The organism is [Roseibacterium] beibuensis, from assembly GCF_039542305.1.
In the GTDB taxonomy this organism is placed as follows: Bacteria; Pseudomonadota; Alphaproteobacteria; order Rhodobacterales; family Rhodobacteraceae; genus Roseibacterium; species Roseibacterium beibuensis.
Map to the genome: position 1 here is coordinate 273,400 of NZ_BAABHW010000001.1, position 21,041 is coordinate 294,440.

Here is a 21,041-nt window from a genome sequence, read left to right on the forward strand (position 1 = left end):
GGCTCGGGGCCTCATATGGGCCGTGCGCCGCGATATTGAAAGCCCCATTCTAAGCTGCCATGTCCCGAGGGCAAGGCACCTGAGGGGCCGGACGACGAAGAAGAGGACGGCAATCACATGGCAGAGACGGGACTGACCCATGCGCGGGACATGGGGGTGCGCCGGTTTGGGCGTTTCAACTGGCTGGGGCTCTGGACGCTGATCCGGCGCGAGACGCTGCGCTTCCTGGTGGTGTGGACGCAGACCCTGCTGGCGCCGCTGGTGACGGCGGGCCTGTTCATGATGATTTTCTCCATCGCCATCGGGCCGCAGAGAGGGGACGTGATGGGGGTCAGCTTCCTGCATTTCATCGCGCCGGGCATCCTGACGATGACGGTGATCCAGAACGCCTTTGCCAACACGTCCTCCTCCATCGTGGTGTCGAAGGTGCAGGGCAATATCGTCGATACGCTGATGCCGCCCCTGTCCGCGGGGGAGTTGGTGACCGGCTATGTCGTGGGGGGCGTGGTGCGCGGGCTGCTCGTGGCGCTTGCGATTGCGGCGGTGCTGTTCCCGATCGTCGGGGTCGGGGTGGCCCACCCGCTCTGGGCGCTGGTCTTCGTCGTGCTGGGCGCGGCGTTTCTGGGCGCGCTGGGGCTGGTGGCCGGGATCGTCGCGCAGAAATTCGATCAGATCGCCGCGATCACCAATTTCATCGTGATGCCGCTCAGTTTCCTGTCCGGCACGTTCTATTCGATCGAGGCCTTGCCGCCGGTCATCAACACGCTCAGCCATTGGAACCCGGTCTTCTACATCATCGACGGGGTGCGTTTCGGGGTGCTGGGGGTGTCCGATAGCGCGCCGGAGAAGGGGCTTGTCGTGACCCTTGCCGCCACGGCGGCGGTTGGTGGGCTGGCGTGGTACTGGTTCCGCACGGGGTGGCGGCTGAAAAGCTGAGCTTGCGCGGGCGGGCGCGTCGTCCCACCTTGCGGCCATGCGCGTTCCCGTTTTGCTTTCGGCCCTGTTCACCCTGCTCTCGACGCTTCCTGCGCGGGCCGACCTGTCCGATATCGCCCAGGCCCTGGCGGCACACCCTGCCATTCCCGGGGGCGCGGTGGGCATGGTGTCACCCGTGGGGCAGGACAGCGCTGTGGCTGGCCTGCGCCGGATCGACGGAGGCGCGCCGGTTGAGCCCGACGACCTGTGGCACCTCGGGTCGCTGACCAAATCGATGACCGCCACGCTGGCCGCCCGCATGGTCGAGGCGGGAGACATCGAGTGGCACACAACCATCGGCGCGGCGTTGGGCGACCTGGTGCCTGGCATGCGCGACGCATGGCGCGACGTGACGCTGGAGGAGCTGTTGCGCCATGCGTCAGGCATGCGGGCGAACCTCGGGATAATCGCGGCCAGCCGGCTGGGCGGTGGACCCCGCTCCGCCTATGTCGAACAAGTTCTCGGGCTGGCGCCACGCCATGCACGCGGCGGGTTTCATTACTCCAATGCCGGGTATGTCGTGGCTGGCGCCATGCTGGAGGCAGCGGGTGGCGCGCCATGGGAGTACCTGATTGCCACGCGCGTTTTTCGGCCGCTGCACATGGACAGTGCCGGGTTTGGGCCACCGCTTGGCGATCAACCCCTTGGGCACCGCGCACCGCTGATCGGCGGGCTAAGGGCGGTTCCACCCGGCCCGCGCGCGGACAATATCGCGGCCCTGGGACCGGCAGGGCGCGTGCATCTTTCGACCGCCGACATGCTGCGCTACCTCGCGGCGCATGCGCAGCGCGATCCAATGTTCCTGTCGGCTGAAAGCTGGGACAAGCTGCACCGGGCCGCGGGCCCGGGCGACTATGCCTTGGGTTGGGCGGAGGTAGGTGGCATCCTCCGCCACTCCGGGTCGAACACCATGTGGTTTGCAAATGCCCGGTTTGATCCCGCCCGCGGCTGCGCAAGCTTCGTCGCCGTGAACTCCGCCGCGATGGGGCTGGTCGATGGTGTCGTCACTCAGGCCGGCGACGCGGTATTCAGGCTGGCTTGCGGCGATTGACCTGCTCGCGCCATGCCAAAAGCGCTGCGCCGGCGATGATGATGCCCGCGCCCGTCACGCTGACGGGGGTTGGAACCACTCCGAATATCACCGCGTCATAGAGCGCGGCGAACACCAGCGTGAGGTAGGAAAACGGCGTCACGAAGCTCGCATCCGCCCGCGCCATCGCGTTGACGAAACACGCCTGCGCACAGGCCATCGCGAACCCCAGGCCAGCCAGCGCGGCCCATTGTGCCGGGCTGGGCATTTGCCACACGGCCAGAACCGCGAGGCTTGCGATGATCAGCCCCAGCGAGTTGTTGATGAACAGGATCTGAAGCGGCCCTTCGCGGCCGGACAGACGCTTGATGAAGATCAGCTCGAACCCCAGGCACAGCGCGGCGCCAAGGGCCAGCAGCGCCCCGGGTTGCATCGCCTCGGTTCCCGGGCGGATCAGGATCATCGCCCCGGCAAAGGCGATCGCGGCGGCCAACCACCGCCATTTGCCGACCGTTTCCCCGAGGAATGGAATGGCGAGGATCATTCCGAAAACCGGGTTCAGGAAACTGATCGCCGTTGCATCGGACAGCGGGATCATCGCGGCGGCGGCGAACATCAGCGAGACACCGCCCCAGCCGCAAAGCGTGCGGCCGACATGGCGCGCCCAATCGGGCCGGATGAGCCGGGGCCGCAGCACTGCGAGGGTCGTGGATATGGCGATCCAGGCGAACAGAAAGCGCCCGTGACTGACCTGGAGCGGGTGAAGGGGCGCACCGAGGGCCTCCGTCCCGAGCGCCTTGGCCAGCAGGGTCGTCGCCGCGATGAAGGCGGTTGCGCAAACCATCAACAGAATGGCCAGCGCGGGGTTCGGCGCGGTCCGAGGGGCGATGGCGGCCGCCGGGATCGCGGCTTGCGGGGCATTCCGGTCAGTCATGGGCGGCGACGTCCTCGGCTGCGGCAGGCGGTGTCGCGGTTTTCAGCATGTGGCCGTGACCCCTGCAAAAAAGACCGCGCCCTCCGGACGCGCCGTGGACAGGGCGTGAGGGCGGCCCGGGGGCAGGTGACCCGGGCGGGCGTGTTTGGTCCGGCCCGGATAAGTGTCCGGGCCGGGCGCAAGCCCTCTCAGACGCCGAGGCACCAGCGCATGACGGCCTTTTGCGCATGAAGGCGGTTCTCGGCCTCGTCGAAGATGACCGATTGCGGGCCGTCCATCACCTCGTTCGTCACCTCCTCGCCGCGATGGGCGGGCAGGCAATGCATGAACAGGGCGTCGGGCTTCGCATGGGACATGAGCTCGGCATTCACCTGGTAGGGGCGCAGCTGGTTGTGCCGCCGTTCCTTGGCCGATTGGCTGTCATGCATGCTGACCCAGGTGTCGGTCACGACAAGGTCGGCGCCCTCCACCGCGCGGGCCGGGTCGCGCATGATCTCGACCTTGGCGCCCTTGGCGCGGGCCTCCTCGACGAAGATCATCTCGGGGTCCAGGGTTTCCGGACCGGCAAAGGTCAGGTCGAAGCCGAACTGCCCGGCGGCATGGGCAAAGCTGGCAAAGACGTTGTTGCCATCCCCGCACCACGTCACCTTCTTGCCCGCGATGGTGCCGCGATGTTCCTCGTAGGTCAGGATATCGGCCATGATCTGGCAGGGGTGGCTGCGGTCGGTCAGCCCGTTGATGACCGGAACCGAGGCATGTTCGGCCATCTCCAGCAGGACGTCATCCTCGAAGGTGCGGATCATGATCAGGTCCACGTAGCGGCTGAGCACGCGGGCGGTGTCGGCGATCGTCTCGCCATGGCCGAGCTGCATCTCGCTGCCCGACAGAACCATGGTCTGCCCGCCCATCTGCCGCGTGCCCACGTCGAAGCTGACGCGCGTGCGGGTCGAGGGTTTTTCGAAGATCAGCGCGACCATGCGGTTCTTGAGCGGCTGCTCGTCATCGGGCGCGCCCTTGGGGCGGCCCGCGCGCGCCTGTTTCATGGCGGCGGCCTGGTCGATCATGCCCCGCAGGTCCGCGGGGTCCGTCTTGTCGATATCGAGGAAATGGGTCATCGGATCAGTCTTTTCGAATTCAGGAATGGGGAAGGATCACGCGCGCGCGCCCTGGGCTTCGAGGGCGGTCGCGGCCGCATCGAGGCGCGCGACCCCTTCGGCGATCTCGTCGTCGGATATGGTCAGCGCCGGCAGCACGCGGATCACGTTGTCGCCGCCGGGAACGGTCAGCACCTCGGCGTCATAGCCGGCCTTGACCACGTCGGTATTGGTGACCTTGCATTTCACGCCGATCATGAAGCCGGACCCGCGGACGCCCTCGAAAATCTCGGGATGCGCCGCGACAAGGCCTTCGAGCTTCTGGCGCAACAGGCCCGCCTTGCGGTTCACCTCGTCGAGGAACCCGTCGCGCGTCACCTCGTCCATCACGGCGGCGCCCACGGCACAGCCGAGCGGGTTGCCGCCATAGGTGGAACCATGCGTGCCCGCCGTCATGCCCTTGGCGGCGTTTTCGGTGGCCAAGAGCGCCCCGAGCGGATAGCCGCCGCCGATCCCCTTGGCGACCAGCATGATGTCCGGCGTGATCCCGGCCCATTCATGTGCAAAGAGGCGCCCGGTGCGGCCCATCCCGCACTGGATCTCGTCGAGGATCAGCAGAAGGCCGTGTTCGTCGCACAGGTCGCGCAGGCCCTTCAGGCATTGATCGGGCAGGGGGCGAATGCCGCTTTCCCCCTGCACGGGCTCGATCATGATCGCGCCGACATGGGGCTGCGCCGCCGCCGCGCGCAGCGCGTCGTGATCGCCGAAGGGCAGGTGCTCGAACCCTTCCAGCAGGGGGCCGAACCCCTTGGTCAGCTTCTCCGACCCGGCAGCCGAGATCGCGGCCATGGACCGGCCGTGAAACGCGCCCTCGAAGGTGAGGATCGTGGTGCGCTCGGGCTGGCCACTCTCGTACCAGTATTTTCGGGCCATCTTGATGGCGAGTTCCGCCGCCTCGGTCCCCGAATTGCAGAAGAACACGGTGTCGGCAAAGGTATGCTCGACCAGCCGTTCGGCCAGCGCCTCCTGCTCGGGCACGGTGTAGAGGTTAGAGGTATGCCACAGCGTCTCGGCCTGCGCCTTGAGCGCGCCCACGAGCGCCGGGTGACCATGGCCAAGCGCCATCACCGCGATGCCGGACCCGAAATCCAGGAAACGTCGCCCGTCGGCCTCGATCATCCAAGATCCTTCGCCCTTGACGAAGGAAAGCGGTGCACGCGCATAGCTTGGCAGGACCGGCGAGATCATCTTCTGTCTCCTGGGGGTTGACCATGTGAAGGCCCCGGCTTGCCCGAGGCCTGTCGCGAAGTCAATTCAGAGACGGTGATGGGGTCAAGTGCTGCGCCTGATGAAAGCAGCCCGATCTCCCCACCCCTTCATCTTGGCCAGAAAACTCCGGGGGTGCGGGGGCAGAGCCCCCGCGCGGGTCGACGCGCGGAACGCGCGGCGAAATCCCTCGAAAAAGGGCGATGGATCAGGCGACCTCGGACAGGTCCACCCGGGGCGTCACGCCAATCGCTGCGCAGACATCGCGCGTCAGGTCCGGCGTGTTCAGCGTGTAGAAATGCAGGTCCTCGACCCCGCCCGCCATCAACTCGGTGCAAAGCTCGGCACACATCGCGGTCGACAGCAGCGCCTCGCGGCCATCGCGGATCGCCTTGTCATAGGCCTCGTCCACCCAGCCCGGGATGACCGCGCCCGTGGCCTCGGCGAAGCGGCGCACGCGGGTCCAGTTGTTCACCGGCAGGATGCCCGGGATGATCCTGGCCGTGATCCCCGCGCTGGCGCAAGCATCGCGGAAGCGGAAATAGGTGTCGGCTTCGAAGAAGAACTGGGTGATCGCCTCATCCGCCCCGGCGTCGATCTTGCGCTTGAGATACTCTACGCAGGCCTGCAGGTTCTCGGCCTCGGGGTGCGGGTCGGGGTAGGCACCGACGCGCAAGGTGAATTTCCCGGTCTTGGCCAGCGCCTCGACCAACTCGATGGAACTGGCAAAGCCCTCGGGGTGGGCGGTGAAGCTGCCTTCGCCCTTCGGCGGATCGCCCCGCAGGGCCACGATCTGCGTCACGCCCGCCTCGGCATAGCTCTCGGCGATTTCCAGCGTTTCGCTGCGGGTTGCGTCCACGCAGGTCAGGTGCGCGGCCACCGGGACCCCGTAATGCTTGTGGATCGTCTTGACCGCATCATGCGTCAGGGCGCGGGTCGTGCCACCGGCCCCATAGGTCACCGAGACGAATTCCGGCGCCAGCGGGGCCAGCACACCCAAGGTTTCCCAAAGCTTGAAGGAGGCTTCGAGGGATTTGGGCGGGAAGAACTCGAAAGAGACGCGCGGCGTGGTCATGGCGATTCTGATCCTTGCAATGTCGTCCACCTAGATCGCATATAGGGATTGTTGCGACAAATTCATAAAACTCATCATCTATATGAGCCAGATATGCATCTTGAGTTCCGCCATCTTCGCACCATCAAGGCCATCCATGAAGAAGGCGGATTGGCGCGGGCCGCCGATCGCCTGCACATCACGCAATCTGCGCTGAGCCACCAGATCAAGGGACTGGAGGATCAGGCGGGCATGGAGTTGTTCGTGCGCCGCTCCAAGCCCATGCGCCTGTCGCCGGCGGGCCAAAAACTGCTGCGGCTGGCCGAGGATATCCTGCCGCGCATCGCCGCCGTCGAGGAAGAGTTCGAGGGGTTGCGATCCGGCAAGACGGGGCGGCTGCATATCGCCATCGAATGCCATGCCTGTTTCGACTGGCTGCTTCCGGTGCTCGAGGCCTTCCGCGGGACGTGGGCCGATGTGGATGTCGATATCCGCCCCGGCCTGCAATTCGAGGCGCTGCCCGCGCTCCTGCGCGAAGAGGTCGATCTGGTGATCTCGTCCGACCCCGAGAATTTGCCCGGCGTCGATTTCACCCCGCTTTTCGATTACGAGCCGGTTTTCGTCTGCTCCAAGGACCATCCCCTCGCGCAGAAGGATTTCATCACCGCAGAGGATTTCGAGGATCAGACGCTGATCACCTACCCGATGGAGCGCGCCCGCCTCGACGTGTTCAGCGAATTGCTGTTTCCGGCGGGAATCGAGCCGCGCAGCATCCGGCAGGTGGAACTGTCGGCGGTGATGATGCTGCTCGTTGCCTCGGGGCGCGGGGTGGCGGTGCTGCCCGACTGGGTGGTGCGGGACCCGCGCACGCCGCAATCCGTCGTGACGCGTCCGCTGACCCGGGATGGCCTGACCCGCCGCATGTACGGGGCCACCCGGGCCGATGACACGGCCAAGCCCTACATGGCCCATGTGCTGAGGCTGTGCCGGACCGAGCCGCCCAAGCTTCAGAGGGCCTGAGACATGGCGCGGCATCCCTTCCTCGACCATCCGACGCCCACGGCGGTCGCCCATCGCGGCGGCTCGCTGGAGGCGGAGGAAAACACGATGGAGGCCTTCGCGCGCGCGGTCGGCCTCGGGTTCACCCATATCGAGACCGATGTGCACGCAACGCGCGACGGTGTCGCCGTGGTCCATCACGATCCGACCCTTACGCGGATGACCGGCGAGACCGCGCGCATCGCCGATCTGGACTGGGCCGATGTCGCGCGCATCCGCACCCATGGCGGTGCGGCCATCCCGCGGGCAGACGAGGTGCTGGCGTCCTTTCCGGGGCTCAACGTCACCTTCGAGCTGAAATGCGACCGCGTCGCCGCGCCTTTGGCCGAGGTGATCCGCCGCGCCGATGCGTTGGCGCGGGTCTGTATCGGGTCCTTCTCGGTCAAGCGCACCGCGGCGATCCGGGCCCTGCTGGGGTCTGGGCTGTGCTGGTCACCGGGGCAGGCCGGGGTGCTGGCGCTCTGGCTGGCGGGGCAGGGGGTCCCGATCCGCCGACCCGGTTTTGCCGTCGCGCAGGTGCCCCCGGTCTTCCGGGGCGTCCCGGTGGTGACGCGGGGCGTCATGCGGGCTGCGGCCGCGCGGGGGATCGACATTCAGGTCTGGACGGTCGACGAGCCGTCCGAGATGGAGCGGCTGCTGGATCTGGGCGTTCACGCCATCATGACCGACCGTCCCACCGTCTTGCGCGACGTGTTGGACCGCCGGGGGCAATGGCCGGGCGGGGCCGGCGCGCGCTGAGCGTCGCGGCGGCGCGTTTGCCTGTCCTGGCCCGCTCGGGCGACCGGGTCTGCGCGTGTCGATCGTGGCGGACCCTTGGCAAGTCGCGCGCGCTCCGTTATGGCGCGCGGGCAGTTTCCGAAGGATCGAGACCATGCAAGGCTCCGCCAACCTCAACGTGATGATCAAGGCCGCGCGCAAGGCCGCGCGCAGCCTCGTCAAGGATTTCCGCGAGGTCGAGAACCTCCAGGTCTCGTCCAAGGGGCCGGGCGACTTCGTCAGCCGCGCCGACCGCGCGGCCGAGGAGATCATCCGCACCGAGTTGATGGAGGCCCGTCCGAATTACGGGTTCCTCGGCGAGGAAGGCACTGAGATCGAGGGCAAGGACCCGACCCGGCGCTGGATCGTGGACCCGCTCGACGGCACCACGAATTTCCTGCACGGCCTGCCGCATTGGGCCATCTCCATCGCCCTGGAACACAAGGGCGAGATCGTGGCCGGTGTCGTCTACGACCCCGCCAAGGACGAGATGTTCTACGCCGAGAAGGGCGCCGGGGCGTGGCTGAACGACAGCCAGCGCCTGCGCGTCTCGGGCCGCAACCGGATGATCGAGTGCATCTTCGCAACCGGGGTTCCCTTCGGGGGGGCGAAATACCTGCCCGCGACCTTGCAGGATCTGGCGCGCCTGATGCCCGCTTGCGCGGGTGTGCGCCGCTGGGGATCGGCCGCGCTTGACCTCGCCTATGTCGCGGCGGGCCGCTATGACGGCTACTGGGAACGCGGCTTGAACGCTTGGGACGTTGCGGCGGGGATCCTGCTGGTGAAAGAGGCCGGTGGCCTCGTGCAGCCCATCCGCGACGGGCAGGAGATCCTGACGGATGGCCAAGTGATCGCTGCGTCCGAGCCGATTTTCGACGGGTTCTCGGGGATCATCCGCGATCGCGGCGCCTGATCGGCGCCATCGTCAAAGTTTCGAACGATTTGGGGCCTATGCTGGTCCCATGACCCGTTTGCCTGACTTGTCGCGTTCCTTTGTGCACTCCGAGGCCGGTTCAGCCGCCGTGGATTGGGTGGTGATGACCGCCGCCACCGTCGCCCTTGGCCTTGCGGTGATGTCCGAGGTCTCGGATGCCGTCGAGGGGATGGCCGCGCGCGTGGCCACGCGGCTTGGAGACATGCCGATCCGAACCAGTTTCGAGGATTGGGCCGCCCTGCGCGCGGATCTTTCCGCGGAGGCAGAGGACGGCGCGGATATTGACGGCTAGCCGCGCGCCGGGATCACCTGTTGCAGGATGCCCGCCGACAGAAGGTAAACCGACGTGATCGCCACGGTCACGGTGAGCGCCGGGTTCTCGGCAAAGCCCGTCCAGGCTGCCCATGCGATGCCCCCGGTCCAGATCAACGCGATGGGGAGCGACAGCCACCGCCAGCGCACGGTGCGCACGGGGTGAATGAATTTCAGCGGCAGGAACATCGCCACGGTCAGGATCACGACCAGGGCCGCCGTGATCCACCATGGCGGCGTGACCACCAGCAGCGCCAGCACCGCCATGTTCCAGCAGCCGGGAAACCCGGCAAAGCTGTTGTCGGCCGTCTTCATCCGCGTGTCCGAGAAATAGACGACGCTGGCGAAGGGGATCAGCAGGACAGCCACCCATCCGGTCCAGCCGGGCAGAAGCCCAGAGGCATAAAGCGCATAGGCCGGGATCACGACATAGGTGAGAAAATCGATGATCAGGTCCATCAGGACGCCGTCGATCTCGGGGAAATTGCGCTTCACGTCCACGCTGCGCGCCAGCGGGCCGTCAATCCCGTCCACGACGAAGGCCACCGCCAGCCAGATCGCCATCATCTCCCAGTTGCGCTCGAACGCCTCGTGCAGCGCCAGCATGGCGAGCGAGGCTCCGATGGCGGTGAAGAGGTGAACGGAGAGGGCTTGGACGCGTGGGCTCATGGGCTGCGGTGATGCCTGCTTGCCCCGGCACATGCAACCGTTCCGTAACGGTTCAGGCGCGCTTGCGTGCGGATGGATGCGCCGATTGATAGATGTCGAGCAGGCGCGCAGTGTCGACGGCGGTATAGGCCTGGGTGGTGGACAGCGACGCATGCCCCAGCAATTCCTGGATCGCGCGCAGGTCGCCCCCGGCATTCAGCAGATGCGTGGCGAAGCTGTGCCGCATCGCGTGCGGGGTCGCCGAAGAGGGCAGGCCAAGCTGCATCCGGGTCTTTTCCATGACCTTGGCCACGGCGCGGGGCCCGAGCGCGCCGCCGCGAATGCCGCGAAACATCGGCGTTCCGGGGGCCAGGTCATGGGGACAGAGCGCCGCGTAACGATCCACGGCGGCGCGGGCGGCGGGAAGGACAGGCAATTCGCGTTCCTTGCCGCCCTTGCCCCGAATGCGCAGCACCTCGGGCAGGGGGATCAGGCGGGCGTCGAGGCCCAGGGCTTCGGATATCCGCAGGCCGCAGCCGTAGAGCAGGGTGATCACCGCGATATCGCGGGCGGCGACCCAGTCGCGCGCGTCCTGTTCGCCGACCCCGTCTATCATGTCGCGTGCGCCATCCTCGGTCAGGGGGCGGGGCAGGCGGCGTTGATGCTTGGGCGCGCGCAGCGACAGGATGGCGGTCGCGTCGAACCCGTCACGCTCGGCCCACCAGTTGAAAAAGCCTTTGACGGCAGACAACCGCCGCGCCAGCGACCGTGCGCCGACACCGCGCCCGCGCTGATCGGCCATCCACGCCCGCAATTCGCGCGGGCCAAGGCCGCGCAGGGCCGCTGGGCCGGGTGCGCCGCCAAGATACTCGGCCTGAAACGCAAAAAAGCCCGTCACATCCGCGCCATAGGCTCTCAGCGTCGCCTCGGACGCGCCCTTGATCGCGCGTTCATGGGTCAGCCAGCTGTCCAGCAGGTCGCGGATCGCCGGGGTCAGCGCAAGGCTCATCGCCTCAACCCAGCCAGCCCCGCATCAGCCGTTCGAAGACACTGGCGAAGAAGGTCAGAAGGTCGGTGCCCTGGCTGGGGCGGAACTGGTGCGGGTCCTCGGCGCCCATGACCAGAAGGCCGGGCAAGCGTCCGGGGCCGAAATCGAGGACCATCAACGCCTCGGACTTGATCCAGGTCGCGGCCTCGTCCCCGAAGATCCGGTCGCAGCCCATGCCGACCTGGCGCAGGGTCACCTGCTTGTGCGGGATGTCGCGCCCGCCGGTGATGTAGTCTTCGACGAAACCCGGCGCGACGACGGTCAGCACATCCTCGAGCTTCTGGACGCGCGGCGCCTCGGTCTCGGTCGCTTCGGGCGACTCGAGCACAAGGCGGATACGATCGACCCGCAGGATGCCCGCAACATCCGTGCCCAGGACCTTCAGGAAACCGGTGAACTCCGACTCGTCGAGCAGTTTCAGGATCGCGCGATGCACCTGGTTGGTGCCGGCGAGGTTTTCATAGGCCGCCGCGATCACCGAGCGGTGCGTGTCCTCCAGCCGGTCGAGCCGGTTCTGCAACCGTTCCATCGCGATGCCGCGCATGTCCACGATATTGCCGCCCATCTGGCGGTCATTGGCCGAGATCAGCGCGCGCATCAGGTCGCGGTCCTCGAGGATCAACTCGGGGTCCGAGATCACACGTTCACGCCAATCGTCGAAATATCCGGGACGCGCCCCGGCCTGCTCGCTGCTCACTGTGCTGCCTCGTGCTTTTATTCGGTTTTTCACCTTGTTGATACGGCCCATAACATGAGCCGAGCGGTTCGGGCCAGTTTTTTTGCCATCGGCTGAGGGAGTTGCGGGCCGTTGTTGCAGCAAGGTCCCCGACGGGGCGGGAAATCGCATCGCCGAGGCGCAGAAAGGTCCAAACGGTTGGGGGATGCGAACAAGTGGTCCGATGCGGCCTTGTCTCGCGGGACGGCCGGAACGCCCGTTCGTCCGGTCGGTGTCTGAAAGGCTGATCGTCCTTCGCCCGCCGCTTGCATGGCGGCCGGTATCGTCTAGATGCCCGCCGACTGGACCATGGCCACAGGACTTTCCCGGAGGTGGATATGTACGAAACGCTCGCCCTCGATCTCTCGCCCCGTGCGGCATCTCTCTGGCTGGGCCTCGCGCTGGGCCTTGCCTTCGGGGCCTTGGCGCAACTGACGCGCTTCTGCCTGCGGCGCGCCGTCGCCGGCCCGGTGGAAGAGCGTGCATCGGCGCGCGGTGTCTGGGCCATGGCGCTGGCGGTTTCGATCCTCGGGACGCAGGCCGCTGTCGCGCTGGGCTGGGTCTCGTTCGATGCGCACAGGTTCCACGTCTCGGCGCTGCCGGTCGTGGGGATCACCGTGGGCGGGTTGCTGTTCGGCGTGGGCGCTGTGCTGGCGCGGGGCTGCATCTCGCGTCTGACGGTGCTGAGCGGTGCCGGCAATTTGCGGGCCCTGACGGCGCTGTTCGTCTTCGCCGTGTTCGCCCACGCGACCCTGCAAGGCGCGCTTTCGCCGGTGCGCACGGGCCTGTCCGCCGCGACCGTCGATCTGGGCGCGGCGGTCAGCCTTGCGGCCCTGCCCGGCGGTGCCGCGGTTTGGGCGGCGCTGCTGGCCGTGGCGGCACTTGGCGTGGCGTGGCGGTCCGGCGCGGGCCTTTGGATGCTGTCGGGGGCCGCGCTGCTGGGTGCCTTGGTGCCGCTCGGCTGGGTCGGAACCGGCTTTGTCCTATACGACGAGTTCGACCCGATTGCGCTGGAAAGCCTGTCCTTCACGAAGCCCTGGGCCGATTCCCTGTTCTGGGGCGTGGCGGCCAGCCTGGTCGAGCCGGGTTTCGGCGTGGGCCTGATCGGCGGCGTCCTGGCCGGGGCCATCGTTGCGGCCATCGCCGCGCGCCGCTTCGCGTGGGAGGCGTTCACCAGCCCCGTCCAGATGGGCCGCACCCTTTCGGGGGCCGCGCTGATGGGCGTCGGCGGCGTTCTGGCTGGCGGCTGCACGGTCGGTGCCGGTCTGGCCGGTGTTCCGACCCTGTCGGTCGCCGCGATCCTAGCCCTGGTGTCGATCGTCGCGGGGATGTGGGGCGCCGGGGTGGTCGAGGCGCGGATCGGCAGCCAGCAGCGCGCAAACCACGGTGCTGTCCCTGCCGAATAAGCAACCGAGATCCGGATGCAAAAAAGGGCGGCCGGTTGGCCGCCCTTTCGCGTTCTGCAATCGAGGGATCAGAGGATCTTCTGACCGGTCTTTTCCCAATCCTTGAGGAAGCCTTCCAGGCCCTTGTCGGTCATCACGTGGCTGGCCATCGACTTGATGACGCCCGGGGGGGCCGTCGCCACATCCGCGCCGATCAGTGCGGCTTGTTTCATGTGGTTCACGCTGCGGATCGAGGCGGCGAGGATCTCGGTCTCGAACCCGTAATTGTCGTAGATCTGGCGAATCTCGGCGATCAGATCCATCCCGTCGAGGTTCAGGTCGTCGAGGCGACCGATGAAGGGCGAGATGAAGGTCGCGCCCGCCTTGGCGGCCAGAAGCGCCTGGTTGGCCGAGAAACACAGCGTCACGTTGACCATGCGGCCTTCGCCGGTCAGCGTCTTGCAGGCCTTCAGGCCTTCCCAGGTCAGCGGCACCTTGATCGTGATGTTATCGGCGATCTTGGCCAGTTCGCGGCCCTCGGCCACCATGCCTTCGGCATCGAGTGCGATGGTTTCGGCGCTGACGGGGCCGTCGACCAGGTCGCAGATCTCCTTGGTGACTTCCTTGATGTCGCGGCCGGATTTCATGATCAGCGAGGGGTTTGTCGTCACCCCATCCACGATCCCCAGCTCGGACAGGTCGCGGATTGCGTCGATGTCGGCGGTATCCACAAAGAATTTCATCGCTCGGCTTCCTTTCGCGGGCAGGCCATGGTCATCTGGCGGCTTTCTAGCGCAAGGGTCGGGCAGCGAAAAGGCATGAGCCGGGAGTATTTCGAAGAAGGCGCGCGCGTCGGCATCCTGACGCCCGAGCCGCTGGACCGCGTTCTGGACTATCGCGCGCCCGAGGGCGGCTGCTGGCTGGGCGCCTTCGTCGAGGTGCCGCTGGGGCCGCGCAAGGTGCTGGGCGTTGTCTGGGGCGAGGGCGCGGGCGATTTCGACGCGGCCAAGCTGCGCGCGGTCAATCGCGTGCTCGATGCCGCCCCGATGCGCGGCGAATTGCGCAGCTTCCTTGAAAAGGCCGGGGCCTACACGCTGACCCCGCTCAGCCAGATGTTGCGGCTGGCCACCCGCGTGCCGGGCCTGAGCGACCCGCCCTCGATGCGCAAGATCTACCGGCTGGGGCAGGGGGAGCCTGACCGCATGACCGACGCGCGGCGGCGCGTGATCGACACGCTGGTGGACTACGGTGGCTTGGGCTTCACGCTTTCCGAGTTGTCCAGCCTTGCGGGCGTGTCGACCTCGGTCATCAAGGGGCTGGCGAAGCAGGGCGTGGTCGAAGAGGCCGACACGCCCCGCGATACGCCGTATCTGCCGCTGGACCCCGACCTGCCCAGCAAGGACCTGACCGAGGATCAGGCCAGCGCCGCCGAGGCGTTGCGCAAAGGCATGGCCACCCGGCGCTATGGCACGACCCTGCTGAAAGGGGTCACTGGCTCGGGCAAGACCGAGGTCTATCTGGAGGCGGTCGCCGAATGCCTGCGGCAGGGGCGGCAGGCGCTGGTCCTTCTGCCCGAGATCGCCTTGACGAGCGAATTCCTGACCCGGGTCGAGGCGCGCTTCGGCGCGAAACCCGCCGAGTGGCATTCCGGCGTGACCATGACCGAACGCCGCCGCGCGTGGAAGATGGTGGGCCAAGGCGCGGCGCAACTGGTCGTCGGCGCGCGCTCGGCCCTGTTCCTGCCCTATCGCGATCTCGGGCTGATCGTCGTGGATGAGGAGCACGACAGTTCTTACAAGCAGGAGGAAGGCGCGCTTTACAACGCCCGCGACATGGCCGTGCTGCGCGCCAGCCTGAACGACGCGCAGGTGGTGCTGGCCTCGGCCACGCCGTCGCTGGAAAGCTGGGCCAATGCCGAGGCGGGGAAATACGCGCGGCTGGACCTGACCGCGCGCTTCGGCGAGGCGGTCTTGCCCGAGATGGCCGCCATCGACATGCGCACGCAGGATCTGCCCGCGCAAAGCTGGTTGTCGCCGCGTCTGACGGGCGAGGTCGCCAAGCGCATCCAGAACGGGGAACAGGCGCTCTTGTTCCTGAACCGTCGCGGCTATGCGCCGGTGACGCTCTGCCGGGCCTGCGGGGCGCAGGTGGGGTGCGATCATTGCGACGCGCGCATGGTCGAGCACCGGTTCCAGAAACGCCTTGTCTGCCACCAATGCGGCGAGACGAAACCCTTGCCCGAGGTCTGCCCCTCCTGCGGGGTCGAAGGGAAGATGGCCGCCGTTGGCCCGGGTGTCGAGCGCGTTGCCGAAGAGGCCGCGCGCGCCTTTCCCGATGCAAAACTGGCGATCCTGTCCTCGGACCTGTTCGGCTCGGCCCGCGCGCTCAAGGCCCAGATCGAAGAGATCGCGCAGGGCGACACCGATATCATCATCGGCACGCAACTGGTGGCCAAGGGGCACAATTTCCCGCGCCTGACGCTGGTGGGCGTGGTCGATGCGGACCTTGGCCTTCAGGGCGGCGACCTGCGCGCGGCGGAGCGGACCTTTCAACTGATGCGGCAGGTGGCGGGCCGCGCCGGGCGGGCGGAGAAACGGGGCGTGGCCCTTCTGCAAACCTTCCAGCCCGAGCACCCGGTCATCCGCGCCATCCTGTCGGGCGACGAGGAAGGCTTCTGGCGGGCCGAGGCGGCGGAGCGCGAGCAGGCGGGCATGCCGCCCTATGGCCGGCTGGCGGGCATCATCATCAGCGCGCCCGACGCGGCCTCGGCCTTTGATCTGGGCAATCATCTTGCGCGCCATGACGACGCGCTGCGGGCTGTGGGCGCGGTGGTCTACGGTCCTGCGCCTGCGCCCATCGCGCGGGTGCGCGGGCGTCATCGCGTGCGCCTTTTGGTCAAGGCCCCCAAGGGCGTCGCGCTGCAAGGGGCGATCCGGCGCTGGACCGATGGCGTGAAGCTGCCGACCAACCTGCGTCTCTCGGTCGATATCGACCCGCAAAGCTTCTATTGATAGCGGTTCCCATGGGGGCAAACTCCCGCTAGAACCCCGCGAAATCCTTGCGTCTTGAGACTTTGACATGGCCACGCAGATCCGCCCGCAGCCCGGCATCCTCGACATCGCCCTTTACCAGGGCGGGCAGTCCGAGATCGAGGGCCAAGCCGAACCGCTGAAGCTCAGCTCGAACGAAAACCCGTTCGGGCCCTCGCCCGCCGCCGTTGCAGCGATGCAGGCTGTGTTGGGTCAGGCGCATCGCTACCCCTCGACCGATCATGCCGCCCTGCGCGCCGCCATTGCCGAGGTGCATGGTCTGGACGCCGACCGTGTGATCTGCGGCGTGGGGTCGGACGAGATCATCCATTTCCTCTGCCAGGCCTATGCCGGGCCGGGGGATGAGGTGCTGTACACCACGCATGGCTTCGGTATGTATCGCATCAGCGCGCTGGCTGCCGGGGCGACCCCCATCGTGGCGCCCGAGCGTGACCGCATGGTGGATGTCGACGCCCTGCTGGAAATGGCCACCGACAAGACCCGTCTGGTCTTTATCGCCAACCCGGCCAACCCCACGGCGACCATGATCCCGATGGCCGATCTGGCGCGGCTGGCCGAGGGGTTGCCGGAGACCTGCCTGCTGATCCTCGACGGGGCCTATGCCGAGTTTGCCGAGGGCTATGACGGTGGCAAATCGCTGGTCGAGACGCGCGAGACTGTCGTGATGACCCGGACCTTTTCCAAGGCCTATGGGCTGGGCGGGTTGCGTGTCGGCTATGGCTACGCGCCGCAGGAGATCGTCGACGTGCTCAACCGCATCCGCGGGCCGTTCAACCTGTCGGGGATCGCGCTGGCCGGGGCCGAGGCGGCGGTGCGCGACACCGACTGGGTCGCCGAGTGCGTCCGCGTTAACGCAGAGGAACGCGCGCGCCTGACGGGCGGGTTGCGCCAGATGGGCATCGCCTGCGATGACAGTCACGCCAATTTCGTCCTCGCCCGCTTCGCCGACGAGGCCGAGGCCGTCGCCGCCGATGAACACCTCAAGACCCAAGGCATCATCGTGCGCCATCCGCGCAGCTATGGCCTGCCGGAATGCCTGCGCATCACCGTTGGTCGCCCCGAGGACAACACCCGCGTGCTGGATGCCTTGGGCAGCTTCAAGGGGGCGGCATGAGCGTGATCTACAATCGCGTCGCGCTGATCGGCCTGGGCCTGATCGCCGGGTCCATGGCCCATGCCATGCGCCGCGCGGGGCTGGCGGGCGAAATCGTGGGCACTGCCCGGTCCGCCGAGACGCGCAAGGTGGCCGCCGAGATCGGCCTTTGCGACCGGATCGTTGAAACAGCGGCCGAGGCCGTCGAGGGGGCCGATCTGGTCGTTCTTGCCGTGCCCGTCGGTGCTATGGAGGCCGTCACCGAGGAGATCGCCCCCCATCTCGCCCCCGGTGCCACGATCACCGATGTCGGCTCGGTCAAGCGCGACGTGATCGCCGCCATCGCCCCGCATCTGCCCGAGGGGGTGCATTTCGTGCCCGGCCACCCGCTGGCCGGGACCGAGCATTCCGGCCCGCGGTCCGGCTTTGCCGAGCTTTTCGACAACCGTTACGTCCTGCTGACCCCGGATCCCGGCACGGATGCCGAGGCCGTCGCGAAATTGCGTGCCTTCTGGGAAGGCTGCGGCGCCAATGTCGAGGAAATGGACGCCGATCACCACGATCTCGTCCTTGCCGTGACCAGCCACACGCCGCACCTGATTGCCTACACGATGGTGGGTGTGGCCGATGACCTGCGCCGCGTGACCGATAGCGAGGTCATCAAGTATTCCGCCGCCGGTTTCCGCGACTTCACGCGTATCGCCGCCTCGGATCCCACCATGTGGCGCGACGTGTTCCTGTCCAACAAGGATGCGACGCTGGAAATCCTCGGGCGCTTCACCGAAGAGCTTTTCGCCCTGCAACGCGCGATCCGCACCGGGGACGGCGACCACCTGCACGCCTATTTCACCCGGACCCGCGCGATCCGTCGTGGCATCATCGAGGCGGGACAGGATACCGACGCCCCGGATTTCGGCCGCACCCACGCCAAGCCGCGCAAGGCGGAAGAGGCCGAGGGGTGAAGCGGCGGGCGGCGATCCTGGCCGGGGCGCTTGCCCTTGCCGCGGTCACTGCCGCCGCCGATGCGCCAGACCGATCCCCGCGCCCGATCATGCGAGGCGAGGCTGCGGCCCCGGCCGTGACGCGGGTTGTCGTCGCCGCGACCGCGCGGGCGCCGTCGCAATCCCTGCGCCCCGTCACGCGCCCCGGTGCCGCGCCGGCCGCCCCAACCGCCCAGCCCGACGCAGGCACCGCACCTGCCGCGACTCCGGCCATCGTGACGGAGAGCCGCCGCCCCGGTCTGTTCTCGGCCCTGCTGCCGCCGCGCCGGATCACCGTGGTTCCCGGCGCAACCGCGCTGGCCGTGGCCGAGTCCCTGCGGCCGGTCCTGCGTCCGGCAGGACTGGAGGCCCGCGTGCGGGCCGCCGCGACCCGGCAAACACCCGGGCGTGTCTCGCAGCCGGGCCGTCGCGGCCAGCTTTGCGGACGGGCTGGGCTGGAAGGGGATCGGTTGGAGACGATCACGGGCCGGATCACGGGCTGTGGGATCGCCGAGCCTGTGCGCCTTCGGGCGGTTGACGGGATCCCCTTGACCACACCGGCGACGATCAATTGCGATACCGCCACGGCCTTGCAGGACTGGGTGCAGCAGAGCGTCGTGCCCACGGTCGGACGTCGCGGCGGCGGCGTCGCCAATATCCGGGTCATCGCCTCCTATTCCTGCCGGACGCGGAACTCGCAACCCGGGGCGCGGCTCAGCGAACATGCGCTCGGCAATGCGGTCGACATCGCCGGGATCGGGCTGGCGAACGGCTCTGAGCTGACGGTGTTGGGCGGCTGGCGTGACCGGAGCTCCGGGCCGCTTTTGCAAGCGATGCATCAAGGCGCGTGCGGCACGTTCGGCACCGTCCTCGGGCCGAACTCGGACCGCTTTCACCAAGACCATTTCCATCTCGACGTGGCGTCTTACCGTAGCGGGTCCTACTGCCGCTAAGTTGTGGGTGAAACCATAGCCTAGGCCGGTTTCCGGTGGATAAGCTTGTGAATAAAGCCGTGACTGCGACGGGTTTTGAAAAGGCTCATCGCAGGACAAGACGCGGTGCGGGGCCGAGGGGAATGGGCCCGAGGAACACGCGGCCGTCGCGAAAGGCGAGGGTCGCGTCAATGTTTTCAGGGCTGCCCGACAAGCCCGCGACCATGCCCAGAACCCCCTCGACACTGCTCTGCAACTGCTCGGGCAAGGCGCCTGCGTTCACGGCAAGGTCCACCATGGCGCGCCAGTTCTCGGCGCGTACGGAGATCTCGCCATCGGGTTGGCCCTGGCCGTCGACGTCCAATGCCCCCGTCGCGCGGAACAGCATCGCCCCCCAACTCGCTGCCGCCTCGTCGAGGTCCAGCCGGGTGATCTGTGGCCGCCGATCCTCGATCGCGCGCAGGTCCCAGGGGCGGTCGAAGGCCATGCGGGCGGTGTAGACCACCTCGCCGATGGCCTCGGGCAACACGCCCGCCGGGTCGAGAACCGCTGCCATCGGCGCCGGGGGCACCAGCCCGCTCGCACGGAAGGCCACGTCGTAGGTGTCATCCTCGCCCTCGACCCTCTGGCCGGTCAGCCGCCCCTCGGGCAGGCGCATCGACCAGCCTTCGGTCGAGCTGATTTCGACCCCGCGCAACTCCGTGTCCGAGGCATCCAGCGCAAACCGCGCCGCGGGCTGAACATCGAGGTCCGAGCGTATGGCCTCGGACCGGATGGTCAGCCGTTCCCGAGGGGAGGCGAGGGCCTGTTCGGACGGCCAGATGGCGCGCAGGTGGTCGGGGCGGAACACGCGTTGTTCGAGCGTGAGGGTGGGGGCCGTCCAGACCCAGCCCGTGTCCGGGTCTGCCAGTTCCAGCCCCTCGATCCGCGTAGTGAATTGCGCCGGAAAACCACCCACCGACACGTCGCTGTAATTCGCCAGCCAGCCGTCCTCGGCCCGGTCCGCGAACCAGGCCGCGACGACATTCCCGGTGCTCCACGCGTAGAGCGCCCACCAGCCGGAGGCCAACGCCGCCAGCACCACCAGACCGGAAATCAGCCGTCGCATCGCATTCGCCTCTTCACCCTGCCCCGTGCCACCGGATATAGCCGGGCCGAACGAAAAGGGCCACGGGCGATGACCACGGAAATGGACGGCGATTTGTGGGTGTTCGGCTACGGGTCGCTTCTGTGGAACCCAGGCTTTCCGGTGGCCGAGGCGCAGGTGGCGCGCCTGCATCACTGGCACCGCTCGTTCTGCATGTCCTCGATCCACCATCGGGGCACGGTCGAAAACCCCGGCCTGGTGCTTGCGCTCGACGCCGCCGAGGGTGCGCATTGCGATGGTTTGGCCTTTCGGGTCGAGGCGCGCTACGCCGCGCAAACCATCGACTACCTGCGCGACCGGGAATTGATCTCTTCCGCCTACGTGGAAACCCGGCAGGAGGTGGAGTTGCATGGCGACCGAACGCGTCTGGCGGATGTTCTGACCTACGTGATCGACGCCGCGCACGACCAGTATCGCGGCAGCCTGTCGCTGGAAGACCAGGCGCAGATCATTGCAGGCGCGACCGGTGGGCGGGGGCCGAACGACGAATACCTGTTCAACACGGCGGCCCATTTGCGGGAGCTGGGCCTCGCCGATGCCGATCTCGACTGGCTGGTGGAGCGTGTCCAGGCCCTGAAAACCGCGTAAGCCCGCGCTCTGCCATTGGCATGAGACGCAACTGGTAGTAG

21 protein-coding genes are annotated in these 21,041 nt (G+C 67.5%); 12 read left to right on the forward strand and 9 right to left on the reverse strand.

All coding sequences use genetic code 11. The features are described from left to right. The first annotated feature begins 117 nt into the window (after positions 1–117). Positions 118–936 carry an ABC transporter permease gene (locus ABD923_RS01370; protein ID WP_222189089.1) on the forward strand — a complete coding sequence of 273 codons (819 nt, stop codon included), beginning with the start codon at positions 118–120 and terminating at the stop codon, positions 934–936. A gap of 37 nt (positions 937–973) precedes the next feature. Continuing rightward, a complete protein-coding gene (locus ABD923_RS01375) occupies positions 974–2,026 on the forward strand; it encodes a serine hydrolase domain-containing protein (protein WP_259547096.1) in 1,053 nt (350 codons plus the stop codon). Here ABD923_RS01375 and ABD923_RS01380 read toward each other — a convergent pair. From ABD923_RS01380 to metF, 4 genes are all read right to left on the reverse strand, one after another. Further along, positions 2,004–2,939, reverse strand: coding sequence for a DMT family transporter (locus ABD923_RS01380; protein ID WP_345229390.1), 936 nt, complete (start codon positions 2,937–2,939; stop codon positions 2,004–2,006). The genes ABD923_RS01375 and ABD923_RS01380 overlap by 23 nt on opposite strands. 188 nt (positions 2,940–3,127) lie before the next feature. Next, positions 3,128–4,054 carry an ornithine carbamoyltransferase gene (gene argF / locus ABD923_RS01385; RefSeq protein WP_259547095.1) on the reverse strand — a complete coding sequence of 309 codons (927 nt, stop codon included), beginning with the start codon at positions 4,052–4,054 and terminating at the stop codon, positions 3,128–3,130. 36 nt (positions 4,055–4,090) lie between these two features. Beyond that, positions 4,091–5,281, reverse strand: a complete 1,191-nt coding sequence (locus ABD923_RS01390) for an aspartate aminotransferase family protein (RefSeq protein ID WP_259547094.1) — start codon at positions 5,279–5,281, stop codon at positions 4,091–4,093. Between the two features lie 226 nt (positions 5,282–5,507). Further along, positions 5,508–6,374 carry a methylenetetrahydrofolate reductase [NAD(P)H] gene (metF, locus tag ABD923_RS01395; protein WP_259547092.1) on the reverse strand — a complete coding sequence of 289 codons (867 nt, stop codon included), beginning with the start codon at positions 6,372–6,374 and terminating at the stop codon, positions 5,508–5,510. A 93-nt stretch (positions 6,375–6,467) separates the two neighbouring features. Here metF and ABD923_RS01400 point away from each other — a divergent pair, with 93 nt between their 5' ends. The 4 genes from ABD923_RS01400 (at position 6,468) to ABD923_RS01415 (ending at position 9,394) form a co-directional block, all read left to right on the forward strand. Further along, a complete protein-coding gene (locus ABD923_RS01400; protein ID WP_259547091.1) occupies positions 6,468–7,373 on the forward strand; it encodes a LysR family transcriptional regulator in 906 nt (301 codons plus the stop codon). Positions 7,374–7,376: 3 nt separating this feature from the next. Continuing rightward, the gene (locus ABD923_RS01405; protein ID WP_259547090.1) at positions 7,377–8,150 is read left to right on the forward strand and encodes a glycerophosphodiester phosphodiesterase family protein; all 774 of its coding nucleotides are present in this window, start codon (positions 7,377–7,379) and stop codon (positions 8,148–8,150) included. A gap of 133 nt (positions 8,151–8,283) precedes the next feature. Then, the gene (locus ABD923_RS01410; RefSeq protein ID WP_259547089.1) at positions 8,284–9,081 is read left to right on the forward strand and encodes an inositol monophosphatase family protein; all 798 of its coding nucleotides are present in this window, start codon (positions 8,284–8,286) and stop codon (positions 9,079–9,081) included. Positions 9,082–9,130: 49 nt separating this feature from the next. Further along, positions 9,131–9,394: a hypothetical protein gene (locus ABD923_RS01415; protein ID WP_259547088.1), complete on the forward strand. Its 264-nt coding sequence runs from the start codon at positions 9,131–9,133 to the stop codon at positions 9,392–9,394. On the opposite strand, the gene ABD923_RS01420 is transcribed toward ABD923_RS01415, so the two are convergent. From ABD923_RS01420 to ABD923_RS01430, 3 genes are read right to left on the reverse strand one after another with little or no spacing between them, the layout of a single operon-like run. Continuing rightward, on the reverse strand, positions 9,391–10,083 hold the full coding sequence (locus tag ABD923_RS01420) for a CDP-alcohol phosphatidyltransferase family protein (protein WP_259547087.1): 693 nt from the start codon (positions 10,081–10,083) through the stop codon (positions 9,391–9,393). The genes ABD923_RS01415 and ABD923_RS01420 overlap by 4 nt on opposite strands. Before the next feature lie 52 nt (positions 10,084–10,135). Continuing rightward, positions 10,136–11,071 (reverse strand): tyrosine recombinase XerC, encoded by a 936-nt coding sequence (locus ABD923_RS01425; protein ID WP_259547086.1) that lies wholly within the window; start codon positions 11,069–11,071, stop codon positions 10,136–10,138. A gap of 4 nt (positions 11,072–11,075) precedes the next feature. Further along, a complete protein-coding gene (locus tag ABD923_RS01430) occupies positions 11,076–11,807 on the reverse strand; it encodes a DUF484 family protein (protein WP_259547085.1) in 732 nt (243 codons plus the stop codon). 356 nt (positions 11,808–12,163) lie between these two features. Here ABD923_RS01430 and ABD923_RS01435 point away from each other — a divergent pair, with 356 nt between their 5' ends. Then, positions 12,164–13,231 carry a YeeE/YedE family protein gene (locus ABD923_RS01435; protein ID WP_259547084.1) on the forward strand — a complete coding sequence of 356 codons (1,068 nt, stop codon included), beginning with the start codon at positions 12,164–12,166 and terminating at the stop codon, positions 13,229–13,231. Between the two features lie 68 nt (positions 13,232–13,299). Here the strand turns inward: ABD923_RS01435 and fsa are convergent, their stop codons facing one another. Continuing rightward, complete coding sequence (fsa, locus tag ABD923_RS01440) at positions 13,300–13,953, reverse strand: fructose-6-phosphate aldolase (protein WP_259547083.1); 654 nt, start codon at positions 13,951–13,953, stop codon at positions 13,300–13,302. Between the two features lie 75 nt (positions 13,954–14,028). On the opposite strand from fsa, the gene ABD923_RS01445 reads away from it, so the two are divergent. The 4 genes from ABD923_RS01445 (at position 14,029) to ABD923_RS01460 (ending at position 19,286) form a co-directional block, all read left to right on the forward strand. Continuing rightward, complete coding sequence (locus ABD923_RS01445; RefSeq protein WP_259547082.1) at positions 14,029–16,221, forward strand: primosomal protein N'; 2,193 nt, start codon at positions 14,029–14,031, stop codon at positions 16,219–16,221. A 67-nt stretch (positions 16,222–16,288) separates the two neighbouring features. Then, entirely contained in the window at positions 16,289–17,374 is a 1,086-nt protein-coding gene (gene hisC / locus ABD923_RS01450) for a histidinol-phosphate transaminase (protein WP_259547081.1), read from the forward strand. After that, a complete protein-coding gene (locus ABD923_RS01455; RefSeq protein WP_259547080.1) occupies positions 17,371–18,315 on the forward strand; it encodes a prephenate/arogenate dehydrogenase family protein in 945 nt (314 codons plus the stop codon). The genes hisC and ABD923_RS01455 overlap by 4 nt, the downstream gene beginning before the upstream one ends. Then, complete coding sequence (locus ABD923_RS01460; RefSeq protein WP_259547079.1) at positions 18,312–19,286, forward strand: extensin-like domain-containing protein; 975 nt, start codon at positions 18,312–18,314, stop codon at positions 19,284–19,286. The genes ABD923_RS01455 and ABD923_RS01460 overlap by 4 nt, the downstream gene beginning before the upstream one ends. Positions 19,287–19,371: 85 nt before the next feature. Here ABD923_RS01460 and ABD923_RS01465 read toward each other — a convergent pair whose 3' ends face one another. Beyond that, positions 19,372–20,373 (reverse strand): DUF2125 domain-containing protein, encoded by a 1,002-nt coding sequence (locus ABD923_RS01465; protein WP_259547077.1) that lies wholly within the window; start codon positions 20,371–20,373, stop codon positions 19,372–19,374. A gap of 69 nt (positions 20,374–20,442) precedes the next feature. Between ABD923_RS01465 and ABD923_RS01470 the strand changes: the two genes are divergently transcribed. Then, the gene (locus tag ABD923_RS01470) at positions 20,443–21,000 is read left to right on the forward strand and encodes a gamma-glutamylcyclotransferase (protein ID WP_259547075.1); all 558 of its coding nucleotides are present in this window, start codon (positions 20,443–20,445) and stop codon (positions 20,998–21,000) included. Positions 21,001–21,041 lie beyond the last annotated feature (41 nt).

What these genes read in the sequence shown, in the direction of transcription:
- ABD923_RS01370 (WP_222189089.1), top strand. Translation starts at nt 118, where the DNA reads ATGGCAGAGACGGGACTGACCCATGCGCGGGACATGGGGGTGCGCCGG.
- ABD923_RS01375 (WP_259547096.1), top strand. Translation starts at nt 974, where the DNA reads ATGCGCGTTCCCGTTTTGCTTTCGGCCCTGTTCACCCTGCTCTCGACG.
- ABD923_RS01380 (WP_345229390.1), bottom strand. Translation starts at nt 2,939, where the DNA reads ATGACTGACCGGAATGCCCCGCAAGCCGCGATCCCGGCGGCCGCCATC.
- argF (WP_259547095.1), bottom strand. Translation starts at nt 4,054, where the DNA reads ATGACCCATTTCCTCGATATCGACAAGACGGACCCCGCGGACCTGCGG.
- ABD923_RS01390 (WP_259547094.1), bottom strand. Translation starts at nt 5,281, where the DNA reads ATGATCTCGCCGGTCCTGCCAAGCTATGCGCGTGCACCGCTTTCCTTC.
- metF (WP_259547092.1), bottom strand. Translation starts at nt 6,374, where the DNA reads ATGACCACGCCGCGCGTCTCTTTCGAGTTCTTCCCGCCCAAATCCCTC.
- ABD923_RS01400 (WP_259547091.1), top strand. Translation starts at nt 6,468, where the DNA reads ATGCATCTTGAGTTCCGCCATCTTCGCACCATCAAGGCCATCCATGAA.
- ABD923_RS01405 (WP_259547090.1), top strand. Translation starts at nt 7,377, where the DNA reads ATGGCGCGGCATCCCTTCCTCGACCATCCGACGCCCACGGCGGTCGCC.
- ABD923_RS01410 (WP_259547089.1), top strand. Translation starts at nt 8,284, where the DNA reads ATGCAAGGCTCCGCCAACCTCAACGTGATGATCAAGGCCGCGCGCAAG.
- ABD923_RS01415 (WP_259547088.1), top strand. Translation starts at nt 9,131, where the DNA reads ATGACCCGTTTGCCTGACTTGTCGCGTTCCTTTGTGCACTCCGAGGCC.
- ABD923_RS01420 (WP_259547087.1), bottom strand. Translation starts at nt 10,083, where the DNA reads ATGAGCCCACGCGTCCAAGCCCTCTCCGTTCACCTCTTCACCGCCATC.
- ABD923_RS01425 (WP_259547086.1), bottom strand. Translation starts at nt 11,071, where the DNA reads ATGAGCCTTGCGCTGACCCCGGCGATCCGCGACCTGCTGGACAGCTGG.
- ABD923_RS01435 (WP_259547084.1), top strand. Translation starts at nt 12,164, where the DNA reads ATGTACGAAACGCTCGCCCTCGATCTCTCGCCCCGTGCGGCATCTCTC.
- fsa (WP_259547083.1), bottom strand. Translation starts at nt 13,953, where the DNA reads ATGAAATTCTTTGTGGATACCGCCGACATCGACGCAATCCGCGACCTG.
- ABD923_RS01445 (WP_259547082.1), top strand. Translation starts at nt 14,029, where the DNA reads ATGAGCCGGGAGTATTTCGAAGAAGGCGCGCGCGTCGGCATCCTGACG.
- hisC (WP_259547081.1), top strand. Translation starts at nt 16,289, where the DNA reads ATGGCCACGCAGATCCGCCCGCAGCCCGGCATCCTCGACATCGCCCTT.
- ABD923_RS01455 (WP_259547080.1), top strand. Translation starts at nt 17,371, where the DNA reads ATGAGCGTGATCTACAATCGCGTCGCGCTGATCGGCCTGGGCCTGATC.
- ABD923_RS01465 (WP_259547077.1), bottom strand. Translation starts at nt 20,373, where the DNA reads ATGCGACGGCTGATTTCCGGTCTGGTGGTGCTGGCGGCGTTGGCCTCC.
- ABD923_RS01470 (WP_259547075.1), top strand. Translation starts at nt 20,443, where the DNA reads ATGACCACGGAAATGGACGGCGATTTGTGGGTGTTCGGCTACGGGTCG.